At 69.1% G+C, this 13,909-nt stretch carries 12 protein-coding genes, 1 tRNA gene and 1 pseudogene; 6 read left to right on the top strand and 8 right to left on the bottom strand.

What is annotated here, in order from left to right; translation table 11 throughout:
* Nucleotides 1-581: 581 nt before the first annotated feature.
* The 4 genes and pseudogenes from OG617_RS34000 to OG617_RS33985 all read right to left on the bottom strand — a co-directional run bounded on the left by OG617_RS34000 (nucleotide 582) and on the right by OG617_RS33985 (nucleotide 2,640).
* Complete coding sequence (locus OG617_RS34000) at nucleotides 582-845, bottom strand: hypothetical protein (protein ID WP_405097267.1); 264 nt, start codon at nucleotides 843-845, stop codon at nucleotides 582-584.
* A 207-nt stretch (nucleotides 846-1,052) separates the two neighbouring features.
* Nucleotides 1,053-1,321 (bottom strand): annotated as a pseudogene (locus tag OG617_RS33995) (hypothetical protein); the annotation flags it as partial.
* Nucleotides 1,322-1,339: 18 nt separating this feature from the next.
* The gene (locus OG617_RS33990; RefSeq protein ID WP_405097265.1) at nucleotides 1,340-1,999 is read right to left on the bottom strand and encodes a vitamin K epoxide reductase family protein; all 660 of its coding nucleotides are present in this window, start codon (nucleotides 1,997-1,999) and stop codon (nucleotides 1,340-1,342) included.
* Nucleotides 1,996-2,640 (bottom strand): DsbA family protein, encoded by a 645-nt coding sequence (locus tag OG617_RS33985; protein WP_405104047.1) that lies wholly within the window; start codon nucleotides 2,638-2,640, stop codon nucleotides 1,996-1,998. Before OG617_RS33985 ends, OG617_RS33990 begins: the two co-directional genes overlap by 4 nt.
* Before the next feature lie 338 nt (nucleotides 2,641-2,978).
* Between OG617_RS33985 and OG617_RS33980 the strand changes: the two genes are divergently transcribed.
* The 4 genes from OG617_RS33980 to OG617_RS33965 all read left to right on the top strand — a co-directional run bounded on the left by OG617_RS33980 (nucleotide 2,979) and on the right by OG617_RS33965 (nucleotide 6,852).
* Nucleotides 2,979-3,308, top strand: coding sequence for an ArsR/SmtB family transcription factor (locus OG617_RS33980; protein ID WP_405097263.1), 330 nt, complete (start codon nucleotides 2,979-2,981; stop codon nucleotides 3,306-3,308).
* Nucleotides 3,308-4,042 carry a cation transporter gene (locus tag OG617_RS33975; protein WP_405097261.1) on the top strand — a complete coding sequence of 245 codons (735 nt, stop codon included), beginning with the start codon at nucleotides 3,308-3,310 and terminating at the stop codon, nucleotides 4,040-4,042. Before OG617_RS33980 ends, OG617_RS33975 begins: the two co-directional genes overlap by 1 nt.
* A 466-nt stretch (nucleotides 4,043-4,508) precedes the next feature.
* Nucleotides 4,509-4,637: transfer RNA gene (locus OG617_RS33970), tRNA-OTHER, on the top strand.
* A 55-nt stretch (nucleotides 4,638-4,692) separates the two neighbouring features.
* Nucleotides 4,693-6,852 (top strand): hypothetical protein, encoded by a 2,160-nt coding sequence (locus OG617_RS33965; RefSeq protein WP_405097259.1) that lies wholly within the window; start codon nucleotides 4,693-4,695, stop codon nucleotides 6,850-6,852.
* 347 nt (nucleotides 6,853-7,199) lie between these two features.
* Here OG617_RS33965 and OG617_RS33960 read toward each other — a convergent pair whose 3' ends face one another.
* Both OG617_RS33960 and OG617_RS33955 read right to left on the bottom strand, forming a co-directional pair.
* Entirely contained in the window at nucleotides 7,200-8,135 is a 936-nt protein-coding gene (locus OG617_RS33960; protein WP_405097257.1) for an NADP-dependent oxidoreductase, read from the bottom strand.
* Between the two features lie 111 nt (nucleotides 8,136-8,246).
* Nucleotides 8,247-9,050, bottom strand: coding sequence for a dioxygenase (locus tag OG617_RS33955; protein WP_405097255.1), 804 nt, complete (start codon nucleotides 9,048-9,050; stop codon nucleotides 8,247-8,249).
* A gap of 270 nt (nucleotides 9,051-9,320) precedes the next feature.
* Between OG617_RS33955 and OG617_RS33950 the strand changes: the two genes are divergently transcribed.
* Both OG617_RS33950 and OG617_RS33945 read left to right on the top strand, forming a co-directional pair.
* Nucleotides 9,321-9,794 carry a MarR family winged helix-turn-helix transcriptional regulator gene (locus OG617_RS33950; protein WP_405097253.1) on the top strand — a complete coding sequence of 158 codons (474 nt, stop codon included), beginning with the start codon at nucleotides 9,321-9,323 and terminating at the stop codon, nucleotides 9,792-9,794.
* Nucleotides 9,795-10,189: 395 nt separating this feature from the next.
* Complete coding sequence (locus tag OG617_RS33945) at nucleotides 10,190-10,966, top strand: alpha/beta fold hydrolase (RefSeq protein ID WP_405097251.1); 777 nt, start codon at nucleotides 10,190-10,192, stop codon at nucleotides 10,964-10,966.
* On the opposite strand, the gene OG617_RS33940 is transcribed toward OG617_RS33945, so the two are convergent.
* Both OG617_RS33940 and OG617_RS33935 read right to left on the bottom strand, forming a co-directional pair.
* Nucleotides 10,930-13,020 carry an iron ABC transporter permease gene (locus OG617_RS33940; RefSeq protein ID WP_405097249.1) on the bottom strand — a complete coding sequence of 697 codons (2,091 nt, stop codon included), beginning with the start codon at nucleotides 13,018-13,020 and terminating at the stop codon, nucleotides 10,930-10,932. The genes OG617_RS33945 and OG617_RS33940 overlap by 37 nt on opposite strands.
* Complete coding sequence (locus OG617_RS33935) at nucleotides 13,017-13,904, bottom strand: ABC transporter substrate-binding protein (protein ID WP_405104046.1); 888 nt, start codon at nucleotides 13,902-13,904, stop codon at nucleotides 13,017-13,019. Before OG617_RS33935 ends, OG617_RS33940 begins: the two co-directional genes overlap by 4 nt.
* Nucleotides 13,905-13,909: the final 5 nt, after the last annotated feature.

The raw sequence follows: 13,909 nt of genomic DNA, 5'->3' as shown, positions 1-13,909 counted from the left end.
GCCGTCGGTGGTCAGGGTCATTGCGTTGTCGCGGGTGCGGTCTCTGGTTTGCCCGGGGACCGTGGCCCGGGGCGGAGCTGTGAGGGGGGCGGTCGATGCAGTGGGGCGGCGCCTTTGGAATTGAGTCGTCCACGTCATCACCGCCGTCGCGTCACCCACCGCCGTCGCGTCACCCACCGCCCGTCGGGTCGTCGCTTACGGTCGCCGAGCACGGCGAGCGCGGCTGATGTCGTATCCGACTCAGCTCCATAGGCACCGGGAGGCACACCCGCCGTGGAGCGGCACCCACGCCAGGGCCGCGCCGGGAGGCACACCTGCCGTGGAGCGGCGCCCACGCCAGCACCCCCGAGACATCCTGATCGAAGCGCTCCCGCCCGACTTCGCAATCGCCCTGCGTCGGTGGTGTCGACGATCGCGAGCGGGCAGGCACGAGATGGTTCCGAGCTGAATGGTCAGACGCCACCTGCTCCGGTGAACGCCGGTTGGACGACGCGCCCCGGTCGCCCGACGCCATTGGTCGACATCGGGGGCGAAGGGGAAGCTCGGCGCCTTTTGCCCCCGGTGTCACCCAACCGCATTCGTCAGCTGATCGGCGGTGGCGGCACATCTCCGCACGGTGACTTGGTGAAGACCAGGTGCCCGGACTGCGTGCCGAGCCGAAGCACCACCGCGTCGCAGTTGATGCTGTAGCTGCCATTCCAGATCGTGTGGGCCGAGTCGGCGTACCAGGTGTGCAGGCACATGTTGCCGGCTGGGCAGGCGTACAGGGCCTGGGCCGGTGCGCTGGGGATCACGGCGGTGGCGCCGATGGCGAGCACCACCGCGACGAAGACACGACGCAACATGTTGTGTTGTCCCTCCCTATCTCAGCCGCGCTGGCGATGTGGATCCGTATCGGACACATGGGCGTGGCGACTTCGCTGGATTGTTTACCAGCAATCGACGATTGACAATCGATTGCCCGCCTCCGTGCAGGTAGTTCTCGTGATCACTCAGATCACCTCGTGACACACCAGACCCGACAAATGACCTCACTAAGGGCTTGCAGGGAATCAACCTGCTCGTTTGGTCTTCCTCGGGGGCTGGTTGCCGTACCTGTCGAGGTGGGCGGCCACGTCCGTCGGGGTGGGGAATCTGGCGGTTGAGGGCGGGATCGTGTGTTCGGCCAGGAGGGGCCGTATTCTTGGACGGCCCGCGTGAGCGTGTTTCCGGCGATGCCGAGGAGCCGGGCGGGTAGGTCGTGGGCGCCGATCTTGCGCAGGTAGAGGGTGGCGGCCAGGATCCGGTCCGGATCGGAGAGCTTGTCCTTGGCGCCCGCGCCGGCCCAGTTCCCCGCCGGTCAGAGCAGGGTGCGCCAGTAGTTCCAGAACTGCACGCCGATCAGTGCGGTCAGGCCCAGCAGCCATAGGGTCGGGATGGCGCTGTGCACGCGCAGGGCGGCGTCGGTGAGCCGGCGCGGGGCAGGGAGCCGACCGTCTTGCAGGTTGTAGAGGGTGGTGTAGCTGAACAGCACGATCGTGACGACCCAGACGATCATGCAGTAGGGGCAGAGCGCGCCGATGCGGTACAGGCTCTGGAAGAACAGCCAGTGCACGAACACGACGCCGAACAGGGTGCCGGCGTGCAGGGCGAGCCACCACCAGCGGGGCAGCCGGGCTCGGGCGAGCACGGCGACGCCGGTGGTGGCGACAACGGGGAAGGTGGCCAGTCCGATCAGCGGGTTGGCGAAGCCGAATACTTCGGCCTGGGCGGTGGTCATGATCGATCCGCAGGACAGGATCGGGTTGATGGAGCAGCTGGGCACGTAGGCGGGGTTTTTCAGCAGGGCGATCTTCTCGACGGTGAGCACGAACGCGGCGAGGGCGCCGGTCAGGCCGCCGATGGTGAGGATCCAGCCGATCAGCCGGTCGCTGAGGACGCGATGCTGCGCGTCGTCGGACACGGCGACCGTGTGGTTGTCGTCGCCGGGATCGGTGCTGGGAGCCTGGACCTGGGTCATGAGGTAAGGGATGCGTTGATCGCGGCCTTGAGGCCGTCGTAGGTGGGCGAGTCTGTGTACTTCTCGCCGTTGATGAAGAACGTCGGGGTGCCCTGCACGCCGGCGTTCTCGCCGTCGGTGGCGTCGGCCTTCACCCGGTTGGCGACCTCGGGGCTGGCCACGTCGGAGTTGTACCGGGTCATGTCGAGGCCGATTTCACGGGCGTAGCCGGCGAAGACGTCGGCCTGTGACTGCGGGTTGTGTCCCCAGGCATTCTGGTTGTCGAACAGCTTCTTGTACATGGGCTCGAACTTGCCCTGCCGAGCGGCGGCCTCGGCGGCGTGCGCGGCGTTGTAGGCGTTGGGGTGGCTGGCGATCGGGAAGTAACGCACCACATAGGTGATCCGGTCGCCGTACTCGGCGCGCAGCTTCTCCACACCGGGGTAGGCAGCCAGGCACGACTCGCACTCGAAGTCCAGGAACTCCACCACGGTGGTCTTGCCGTCCGCAGCGGTCGACAGGCGGTGGCTGTCCGGGCGTACGAGCGCCTCGGACACCGCCGTGGTGCCGGGCGTGCCGTCCCGGTTGACCACGACGACTCCGATGAGCACCGCCAGGGCGACCGCGAGCACGCCGAGGGTGACCTTCAGGTTGGTGCTCATACCCGTCTTGCGGATCTGGCGTGTGGCCTTGCCGGCGTTGGTCTTGGCGCTGACGCTCGCGGCGCCCTTGGCGCTCGACTTGGCCTGCGCCGTGGCAGCTGTGTTGCCCTTGGCGGTGCGCTTACGCGCCTTGGCGTTGTTCGCCGGCATGCCACCCTCACCTGGTGTTGAGCGCGCATCCGCAGCGCTTCGTCATGACCGCGCGATAATACAGTTCCTGGTTTATTCATTGCTGAGTGAATCCTGAGGCTTCGCTGTGAGCCGGCCGGCGAGTGGATTGGACTCCCAGAGCGGGCGACAACTTCTGTTGGTACATCATCCGATGTACTGTCGGTGGGGTGGAGACGTTGACGCACGGGCAGGTCCTGGCCCGCTTCGGCCATGCCCTGTCGGATCCGACCCGAGCCAGACTGCTACTGGCACTGCGCGAGCAGCCGGGGTACCCGGCGGAGCTGGCCGAGTTGCTGGGCACCACCCGACAGAACCTGTCCAACCACCTCGCCTGCCTGCGCGGCTGCGGCCTGGTGGTGGCGGTACCGGAAGGCCGGCGCACCCGCTACGAACTGGCCGACGCCCGGTTGGCCCACGCCCTCGGTGACCTGCTCGGCCTGGTCCTGGCCGTCGACCCGGCCGCGTGCCCGGACTCCGAGAAGAAGGGCTGCTGCTGATGAGCCTGCCGCTGATCCAGCTGACACCGTCCGGCCCCAGCCCCGCGCGCCGCGCCGTCCTCGCCAAACGCGTGCAGCTGCTGGTCGCCGCCACCATCACCTACAACGTCATCGAGGCGGTCGTGGCGATCACCGCCGGCACGATGGCGTCGTCGACGGCACTGATCGGCTTCGGCCTGGACTCGGTCATCGAGGTGTCATCCGCAGCGGCGGTCGCATGGCAGTTCGCCGGCCGTGACCCCGAAGCACGGGAGAAGAAGGCGCTACGGATCATCGCCGTGTCGTTCTTCGCCCTCGCCGCCTACGTCACCGTCGAATCGGTCCGCGCGCTGGTCGGCGGCGCTGAGGCCGAACACTCCAGCATCGGACTGATCCTGGCTGCGGTGTCGCTCGCGGTGATGCCCTGGTTGTCGTACGCGCAACGCCGCGCCGGGCGTGAACTCGGCTCCCGCACGGCCGTGGCCGACTCGAAGCAAACGCTGCTGTGCACCTATCTATCCGCCGTGCTCTTGGTGGGCCTGGCGGTCAACAGCCTGTTCGGCTGGTCCTGGGCCGACCCGATCGCCGCGCTGGTCATCGCCGCCGTCGCGGTCAAGGAAGGCCGCGAAGCGTGGAAGGGTGACAGCTGCTGCGCACCGAACGCCGCCCTGCACACCGTCTCGACCAACACCGCGCCGTCCGACGCCTGCACCGATGGCTGCTGCGGCCCAGCCGAGGCCCACGGGCCGCGTTGATGGCCGCCGCGCCCTGGCGATCTACCTTGTAGCGGTGCGTGGCGGTGATGATCTCGGGCGTCGCCCCGATGGGCTGTTCGGTGCTGCTGCCGGACCGGTAGTGGTAGGTCACCAACGTGCGGCGATGCCGGAGGAAGACGGGTAATTGGTGCGGTTCGAGCTGGATGATGGACGGGACGCGGATCCCGTGTCTGGCCGCGCAGTAGGAGCAGGGACGTAGCAGGGTGGGATCGCTGCTGCCTAAGGAGAGCATCGGGCCTGTACAGATAACGGACCAGCTTCCCTGACCATCGTGAAGTCGATGTCCTAGGACGCTCAAGGGAGTGTGCCAGCCATCTCCGGTCTGTGCCGGCCTCAGCCGGCTGTTGTGACGCTGGGTAGGCGGCACTCCCATGTCCGCCGTGTCCGGCAGTGGCGCCGAAACCGGATGGCCATGTCGGCCCGGCCGGTGCGATGATCGACATCTGGGTCGCTAGCTCAACTGGCTAGAGCATTCGACTGAGTAGCGCGTCCGCTCTCCGCCTGTGCGGTCACGGGAGCGCTTCCTTCTCCTAGTTGGATCGAAGGGTTCGGGGTTCGAGTCCCCGGCGACCCACTGTGCCGTGGCTGCAGGCCGGCAACTGCCGGAGTCGACCGGAAGGGAGGACCACGTGCTCGAGAAGCTGATCATCCAGAAGACACTGCGGGTGCCGGCCAGCACTGGCGCGGCTGGCGACGGCACGCCGGTGGCCCGGCAGCTGGACGCGGCGCTGCTCGATGCCGGGTTCTCGGCGTCGCGGGCTCTGCTGGAGCACATCGGCACCCTGGCCCCCGCGCCGGCGATGGACCTCGCCGCCACGGTCGTCTCGGCGGTGCGCGAGCTGGTAGGCGACCATGTCCAGCACAACGCCTATTTCATCGGCTTCCCGGACGGCGTGCCGGACACCCTCGAGTTCTGGACGGACCGGCTACGGGCGGCCGTGTTCACCGGCGGGGGCACGGCGACCGACGCGCAGCTGCGGGACGCCATCGCCTCCGGTGGGGTGAACCTGCTCGCCCTGCCGACTTACGGGACCTACCAGCACACCTATGCCGAGCTGTTGGCCGCGCACGACGACCTGATCACCGCAGCCGGTGACCGGGTGACCTTGCTGCATCTCGGCGACGCTGTCGAGGTGGAGGCGACGCGGCTGTATCTGGGCCTGGCCGGTAGCGCAACGCCACATGGTGAGGCGGAACTCGCGATCCTCAGCGAGCTCGCAGTCGCCTGTGTGGACGGCGCGCAGCCGGCCAAGATCCCGGTACGGGAGAACCGTGCCGTGCTCAACGGGATCCGGCTCGTCCTCGGCCGGCCGCTGGTCGGCGTGGACACGACGACCGACGTGCTGCGCCTTGCCTGCCACGTCTCCGGCGGGGACGCCTCGCTCGCGACACCCACGCGATTCCGTGCCTTCCGGCGTCCGGAGCGGCGGATGCTGCTGGCCGCGCTGAACGAGGTCGTCGAGGCGTGCCCGGACAAGCTCGGTGACGTCGTGCGCTACGCGGAGCGGTGGAAGCGGCTCGGGGAGCGGCTGCACCCGCACGAGTACGACCAGTGGCCGTACGCGCGGGAGGTGTTCGCGGTCGCGCGCGGCGAGCGGCGGGTACCCAACCTCGCCGGCCGTGCGGAGGCGGCGATCCGCGCCGGAGCCATCGGCCCGGCCGCGTCGGTGTTGTCGGCCGCGCCGGGCCTGCTCCTGCGATCCGCCGACCGGCTGCTGCGGCTGGCGTCGCAATCGGAGCGAACCGCTGTCGTCGAAGCAGTCACCGGTGCGCTCGGCTCGGCGTCGGGCCGGGTGCTCCTCTCGCTGCGGGAGCATGTCGACAACCGGCTGACTCCCGCTTCCGCCCGGATGTACGCGAGCCGCTCGCGCACCGCGTGGGTCGGTCCCGATGAGCGGCCACCGCTGCCGGCCGAGCTGGTGGCCGAGCTGTCGTCGCTGCTCGACGCGGAGATCAGCGCCCGGCTCCCGGAGCCGGAACGACCGCTGATGGTGGACCCGGAGGTGCTCGACGTCGCACTGCCGCTGTCCGGCAAGGCGGCCGAAGGCGGTTTCGCGGTCCTGCCGAGGGGCTCGCGGGCGTCGGTTTCCGGTGAGCTGCTGCGCTTGTTCACCTACTGGCGCCAGACCAGTCGTCGCACCGACTACGACCTGTCGGTGCTGCTGCTCGATGACGAGTTCCACGGTGCAGGCCAGGTGTCGTGGACGAACTACCACCACGACGGTGTGGTGCATTCCGGCGACGTCACCGACGCGACGAACGGTGCGACCGAGTTCATCGACGTGCCCCTGACCGTTCGCGGGCACTATGTGGTTCCGCAGGTCAACATCTATGCGGGAGAGTCGTTCGACGAGGTCGCCGAGTCGATGTTCGGGTACCAGACCCGGACACGGGACCAGTTCGGCGCCCCGTTCGACGCACGGACCGTGCGGGCGCGTTCGCACCTGCGCGGCCAGGGCCGGGTCGCGCTGCCGATGGTGTTCGCCAAGGGTGAGCGTGGCTGGCAGGCCGTGTGGCTGCACCTGTACCTGCGGGGTACGCCGTCATTCAACCGGGTGGAGGAGAACACGTTCACCACGTCCCACCGGGTACGAGCACTGATGGAGCGGCGTTACCTCACCGTCTCCTACCTTGTCGACCGTTGGCGCGCGCGGGCGGAGGTGATGACGTGGAACGGCCGGTTGCCAGACGAGCCGATCACGTTCATCGGCATCGAGGCGCCTCAGGACCTACCGGATGGGTCGGAGGCATATACTCTCGATCGACTCAGTGAGCTGATCCCCGCGTAAGCGGCGACGGCCGAGGCCATGCGGGCGCTTCCTGCTATTCCGTTCGATTCGGGAACTCCGCGCAAGCGGAGGATCTGGTATTCAGCGCCCGTGCTCTCCTCGGCCCTCGCCGGCGGGCCACAGAAGTGTTCCGACTACCTTCCGAATTGACCGGGGACGCGGCCCAGCCCACGATCCTGTCGCGCTGAACGTATCCGTTTTCGTCGTCGATCTCGCGCAGACTTGAACGCGGTTCCGCGAGCGGGCTGTGGTTCCCTGGGCGCCGCCCGAGCTGCTCCGTGACGTCCCGCGTGCGTTGGCGTCCACCGAAGGGGGGCTTCGACGGTGGACGCCGACGCGGCGTGGTGTCAGGCGACGACGATGACCGTTTTGCCGAGCAGCTTGCCGTTGCTCGCATCCTGGTGGACTGCCGGTAGTTCCTCCAGTGGCCGGCGGTCGGCGATGTGCAGCTTGAGTACGCCGTTGTCGACACGGGAGACGAGGTCGGCCAGGTGGGAGGCGTCGGGGCCGACCCACACGCCCGCCGTGCGTACCGAGCGTGCCTTGTCGGCCGGCACGGGGCCGGCGGAGCTGACGACGATGCCGCCGTCGGCCACGTAGGGGGTCAGCTTCGCGAGGTCCTCGGGAGTCAGGCGTACGTGGTTCACCACCACGTCGAAGGGGCCACCGACGGTGGCCGGGCCTGCGTCGAGGACCAGCGGGCCGACGACCTTCTCCACGCCGTAGCCGTTCAGGCGGTTGGTGTGTTGGGGGCCGTCGACGGCGGTTACCTTCGCGCCGGCTTCGACGGCGAGTTGGACCACGATGCTTCCCACCGCACCGCCTGCTCCGTTGACGAGAACGGTTTGGCCGGCCGTGATCCCGGCGAGCTCGATGGCCGCCTGGCGAGCGGCCAGCCCGGTCAGGGGTAGTGATGCGGCGTCGGTCAGAGTGATGGTGCGGGGAGCGGCGGTCACCAGGTCGGCCGCCACGACCGCGTACTCGGCGGCTCCGCCGTGCTCGTCGAGCGGGAGCATGGCGATGATCGGGTCGCCGATCTGCAGTCCGGTGACTGCGTCGCCGAGCTTGGCGACGGTGCCGGCGACGTCGAGGCCGGGGGTGATCGGCAGCGGGGTGGGGATCATTTCGGCGAGGACGCCCAGCCGGATGTGGTCGTCGACGGGGTTGAACGAGGTGGCAGCCACCTTCACCAGCACCTGGCCGGCGCCGGGGACCGGACGCTCCACCTCCTCTTGGCGCAGGACTTCGGTGCTGCCGAACTCGTGGTAGCGGATTGCCTTCACGGCACTCTCCTCATGGTTTTCGTGGTGTCGGATCTGTGGCGAACGGGGGGAATCTTCGGACCGGTGGTCGCCACCTCCACCTGTCTGTGTTTTGAGCGGTGCGCGGGCCGCTCAGCTCATCTGCGCCGACCGGGTCGAGTTGCCCAGCACCATCCGGTCGATGGCGCTGACCGCGCTGCTGGGTTCGGCGGCGGCACCGACGGTGAACAGCAGGGGGACGTAGTGGTCAGCGGTCGGGTGGGCGACGTCAGCGCCGGGAGCTTTGCCAGGGAAGTCGGTGAGGGCGTCGATATCGCCTCGGGTGAGCGCGTCGGTGGCCCATGCGTCGAACGTCGCGGTGTGCGCGACGAGAGCGGGGTTCTGGAAGGCGGCGAAGCTGTGCGTCATGAATCCGGAGCCGAGTACCAGGATGCCTTCCTCGCGTAGGGACCGCAGGCGTGCGCCGAGGTTGAGCAGTGTGCCAGGGTCGAGGCTGGGCATCGACAGTTGCACGATCGGGATGTCGGCCGTCGGATACATTGCCATCAGCGGAATGAAGGCGCCGTGGTCGAGGCCGCGCCCGGTGAACTCGTGCACCGTCGTCCGGTGGGGAAGCGCCTTCAACAAGCGCTGGGCCAGGGTGGTGGCGTCCGGGGTGGCGTAGGGCAGGGTCTTGTAGCGGGGATGGAAACCGTTGAAATCGTAGTAGAGCGGCGTGCGGGCAGCGGTCCCGGAGATCGCCTTCGGCGCTTTCTCCCAGTGCGCCGAGACGACCACGACGGCTCGGGGTTTCGGGATCGACTGCGCCCACTGGAAGAGATCGGCGATCCACTGCGGGTCGTCGAGGGTGAACGGGGCTCCGTGGCTGACGAAGAGGCTGGGTAGGGGCCCGTTGGACGGGGTCCATACCGGCTGCTTCCTCGCCAGCGGCAACACCTGTTCCAGATGGTTGTCGTAGGCCCCGGCGGGCCGGCTTGGCCGGGGAAAGGGTATCGGGTTATTCGTCATGGTCATCGGGTGTCGATCTCTTCAGGGCGAGACGCCGGAACGCCTCCGCACTTGCCTGGGCAACTGTAAACGAGTGTGCCTGACTTGCCTAGGCAAGTCAAGGTGCACGGCATCACAGAGCCCGGCCGGGTCAGTACCGCTCCTGAGCAGGAAGACATCTCTGGGTGCCAGGTTGCCCAGCCAAGTAAGCTGCGCGCCATGACCGGCGACCCCCATTGGCTCGACGACGAGCAGCAGAAGCTGTGGCAGGACCTGCTCACCGTGGTCATCGCGCTGCCCACGCTGCTGGACCGTCAGTTGCAGCGGGACGAGGGCATCTCGAACTTCGAGTACAGCGTGATGGCCCGGCTGTCCATGACCGAGACGCGCACGATGCGGCTCAGCGACCTGGCCGCGCAGTGCAACAGCACGCAACCACGGCTGTCCAAGCTGATGGTCCGTTTCGAGCAGCAGGGGTGGGTCACCCGATGCCCTGACCCGGACAACGGCCGGTACACCCTCGCGGCCCTGACCGACGCCGGTCTGCAGAAGGTTGAGGACAGCGCCCCGGCTCATGTCGAGCGGGTCAGGCAACTGGTGTTTGACCCGCTCAGCGCCGCACAGCAACGCCATCTCGGCGCCGCGCTCGCCCGCATCGCCGCTCCGGTACGCGAGCAACTCGACGGCCGGTGAGCGACGCCTACCCAGCTGAGCTCGAACACCTCAGCCGGGTCTCCGGGGTTTCGTCCCAGTGACGGTGACAGAAGCGGTCCGGCACGGCGGAATGGCACGACCACTCGGCATCCTCGTCTGCCGCCGACAACGCGCGCCCGGCTCCCTCGGTTTGTCACCATGGGTGAGCGGCAGCCCCGTCGGCCGGTGAGGGACGCCGCAGGACTGCTCTCACCGCGGGCCTCGCATGCGTCGCCACCCGGCCCGGCAGCAGGGCAGCGCGGTGCGGGAGGCGTACTCTGACCAGGCGTTCACCGCGCCTGGTCGCCACCCCCTGGCCTACGCCGGTGAGCGCGGTGCGGCGCAGGCGCTGAGCTGTGCCGGATTCAGAACTCGGGAAATGGTGACGGGAGCAGATGGGCTACCTCCGGATCGGCGATGTCGACCTGTATTCGGAAGTCGCCGGCGAGGGCGATCCCGTCCTTCTGCTGCACGGTGGCTTCTGCTCCCTCGAGTCGATGCGGGCGCAGTCCGACGCGCTCGTGCCGGATCACCGGGTGTTCGCCTTCGAGCGTCCCGGGCACGGCCGGTCGGCTGACATCGACGGGGAGTACGGGTACGCGCGCGGGGTCGCCGACACCCTGACCTACCTCGATGCCGTCGACCTCGAATCGGCGCACATCGTCGGCTACAGCGACGGCGCGATCATCGGGCTGTTGCTCGCCCTCGACCACCCGGCGCGGGTGCGCTCGCTGACCGCCATCAGCGCGAACCTCGATCCGTCGGCGTTCACGGATTCAGCCGCCCCCGTACTCGAGGCGCTCGGGGAGGAGCAGAAACCGGACGTCGAGCGGATGCACTATGAACGCCTGTCGCCGGATGGGCCGGAGCATGCGGACGTCGTACTCGCCAAGCTGTTGCGCCTCTGGACGAGCGAACCGCACATCGACCCGGACGAACTCGCCCGGATCGCGGCGCCGGTGCTCGTGATGTCGGGCGACCGTGACACGATCCCGCCCGGTCACAGCCTGCTCATCGCCGCGTCGATTCCCGGCGCGCAGTTGTGCATCGTGCCGGGTACCACGCATCACCTCGTCGCCGAGCGTCCTGAGTTGGTCGGCGCGCTCATCCGTACCTTTGTGAAGCAGGCCGCCGATCAGCCGCGTGAGCGACGCAGCAGCCAGACGAAATAGGGTGCTCCGACAAGAGCCATCATGAGCCCGGCGGGGATCTGCGAGGGGGCGATGAGCGTACGGCCGAGGGCGTCGGCAACGCAGACGAGCAGGCCGCCGAGCAGCATGGCGACCGGGATGATGCGCCCATGCCGAACGCCGACGAGGCCGCGGGCGATGTGGGGAGCGACGAGCCCGACGAAGCCGACCACGCCGACCGCGATCACGCTCACCGCCGCCACGACCGCCGCGATCGTCAGCAGTGCGAGTCGCGCGCCTTCCCGGCGGACGCCGAAGATCCGCGGGGTGTCCTCGTCGATCGCCAGGAGGTCGAGTTGGCGGCGCATTCCCAGCACCGCGGGGGTCGCGAGGAGAAGCACGAGCGCGACCGGCAGCACGTCGGCGAAGGACCGGCCGTAGGTCGTGCCCGAGAGCCAGGTGAGGATCCGCGGCGTGTCCCACGGATCGGCACGCAGGAGTAGGAAGGTGCTGATGTCGCTGAGCGCGTAGCCGCAGCCGATGCCGATGAGCAGGAAACGGTCGGGGAGGAGCCCTCCGCGCCACGCCAGCAGGGCGATGAGCGCGAAGGTGCCGAGTCCCATCGCGACGGCCGTGACGATGAGCGCGGGACGTCCGCCGGCCGCGCCCGAGGTCACCACGATCACCGCGCCGAGGCCGGCACCGGCGGTGATACCGAGCACGCCCGGCTCGGCCAGCGGATTGCGTACCGTTCCCTGCACGACGGTTCCGGCCAGAGCGAGCGCCGCACCGGCGACGACGGCCGCCGCGACCCGCGGGGCGCGGTCGTCGAGTGCCCGGCCGATCAGGTCCGGCGCGGAGCTCTGGAGCCAGAGCGCGATATCGCCGATGCGTAGCCACAGGCTGCCGGCCAGCAGGCCGGCCAGCACCGCCGCGACGAGCAGACTGGCCGCGACGACCACAACGGTGAGGAAGCGGCGGCGCGAGCGGGTGGCGACCCGGGCCCGGGGCGCATCTCGCGCCGCTCCCGAATCGCGAAGCCGGAGCGCGAGGATCACGATGACTATGGCACCGAGCAACGAGGTCGGGATTCCGGTGGGAATCGAGGCGGCCGCCTGGGCGCCGAGAACCGCCCGGAGCACGTCGTCCGCGAGGAGCACCAGAAGTGCCCCGACCAGTCCGCAGGCCGGGATCAGGAAACCGTGCCGGCTCAGCACGCCGATGCGGTTGGCCACGAGGCGCACCACGACCGGCGCGGCGAGGCCGACGAAGGCGATGGGACCGGCCAGCGTCACCGAGATGCTCGTCAGCAGGACGGCACAGAACACCGCGATGACCCGGGTCGAGCGGATCGGCACGCCGAGCGAGGCGGCCGTGTCGTCGCCGAGGCCGAGCACGTCGAGTCGCCGGGCCAGCAGCACGGCGATGGCGAGCACGACGACGATGACCGGGGCGGCGCGCATGGCGGCGTCTATGTTCAGCTGTGCGAGAGAGCCGCTGCCCCAGGCGTACAGCCCGGTGGTGCTCTCCTTGAACAGGATCAGCAGCATGGCGCTGGCCGCGTCGAGAGCCATCGCGACCGCCGAGCCGGCCAGGATCAGCCGCGTCGACCCGGCGCCCGAAGCGGTGCCGACGAGGCCGAGCACGAGTCCCGCGGCGAGCAGACCACCGCCGAAGGCCACGGCGCCCGAGGCCCACAACGGCACCGCGAGACCGAACGCGGCGACCGCGCACAGCGCGAAGTAGGACCCGGCGGTGACGGCGAGCGTGTCCGGAGCGGCCAGCGCGTTCCGGGTGACCGACTGGAGCAGCGCCCCGCCCACGCCGAGCGCCACGCCGACCGCGATCCCGGCGAGCATGCGAGGCAGGCGGGACCCGGTCAGCACGTCGGTGACCGGTACGCCGCCGACATCCTCGCGCGCCCCGAAGAGATGGCGCAGCAGGTCCCAGAAGCCCACCCCGGAGGTGCCCTGCGTCACGTGCCACAGCCCGGTCACGACGACTGCGACGAGCAGGACGGCCAGGGCGGCCGCCCCGCTCGCGCCGCGACCGAGCCCGACGCCGGGCAGCGGCCGCGGCGCGGCGGTGTCGTTCACTTCCCGGTCAGGATCTTCACGTAGGCGTCGATCGCTTCCTCGTTCGACTTCGGGCCGCCGGCTCCCCAGACGCCCGCGGGGAAGGGGTACGCCCGGCCCTCCTTGACGGCCGGCAGCGCGGTCCAGATCGAGCTCTTGCGCAGTTCCTTGACGTAGCTGTCCGGGGTCTCGTCGTCGGAGTAGAACAGGTTCGCGCTCCCGACGGCGATGAGTCCCTCGATGTCGGTCTGCGCGAGGCCGTACGAGGGGTCGACGCCGCCGCTGCCGTAGGCCGCGTTGATCTTGTCGGTCCAGGCCGGAGTCAGGCCGAGCTGCTCGCCGAGCTCGGTGAACAGGGCGCCCTTGCCATAGGGGCGGATGACGACGTTGCCGCCTTCGATCCAGCCGTCGAAGAACAGGAAGTCCTTGGACTTGACGTTCGCGGCCTCGGCCGTCTGCTTGGCTGCGGCGAGGTGTTCGTCGAACTGCCGCAACACCAGATCGGCGCGCTCGGTGCGGCCGGTGGCCTGACCGATCATCGAGAACACCTTCTTCATGTTCTCGATCTGGCCTGAGGCGTCGGCCCCGACCGTGGCGAGCACGGGGACACCGCGCTTCTCGAGCTTGGCGATCTGCTCATCGTCGGCCTTGAACGCCTCCACGATGATGAGATCGGGGTTCGTGGCGTACAGCGCGTCGAGGTCGGGCTCGCCGCGCTCGCCGGTGTTGACGACACTCGCCGGAAGCGGCTCCGCCTTCACATAGGTGGCGTATCCCTTCGTGTCGGCGGCCGCGACCGGAGTGAGGCACAGCGTGAGCAGGTCCTCGGTCTGCTGCCATTCCAGCACCGCGACTCGCTGGGCGGGCTTGGCGAGCTCGACCTTGCGGCCGACGCCGTCGGTCATCGACA

The sequence above is a fragment of the Micromonospora sp. NBC_01412 genome (assembly GCF_045040215.1).
Lineage (GTDB): Bacteria > Actinomycetota > Actinomycetes > Mycobacteriales > Micromonosporaceae > Micromonospora > Micromonospora rubida.
This window is presented reverse-complemented; position numbering and strand designations above follow the sequence as displayed.

What these genes read in the sequence shown, in the direction of transcription:
- OG617_RS34000 (WP_405097267.1), bottom strand. Translation starts at nt 845, where the DNA reads ATGTTGCGTCGTGTCTTCGTCGCGGTGGTGCTCGCCATCGGCGCCACC.
- OG617_RS33990 (WP_405097265.1), bottom strand. Translation starts at nt 1,999, where the DNA reads ATGACCCAGGTCCAGGCTCCCAGCACCGATCCCGGCGACGACAACCAC.
- OG617_RS33985 (WP_405104047.1), bottom strand. Translation starts at nt 2,640, where the DNA reads ATGAGCACCAACCTGAAGGTCACCCTCGGCGTGCTCGCGGTCGCCCTG.
- OG617_RS33975 (WP_405097261.1), top strand. Translation starts at nt 3,308, where the DNA reads ATGAGCCTGCCGCTGATCCAGCTGACACCGTCCGGCCCCAGCCCCGCG.
- OG617_RS33950 (WP_405097253.1), top strand. Translation starts at nt 9,321, where the DNA reads ATGACCGGCGACCCCCATTGGCTCGACGACGAGCAGCAGAAGCTGTGG.
- OG617_RS33945 (WP_405097251.1), top strand. Translation starts at nt 10,190, where the DNA reads ATGGGCTACCTCCGGATCGGCGATGTCGACCTGTATTCGGAAGTCGCC.
- OG617_RS33935 (WP_405104046.1), bottom strand. Translation starts at nt 13,904, where the DNA reads ATGACCGACGGCGTCGGCCGCAAGGTCGAGCTCGCCAAGCCCGCCCAG.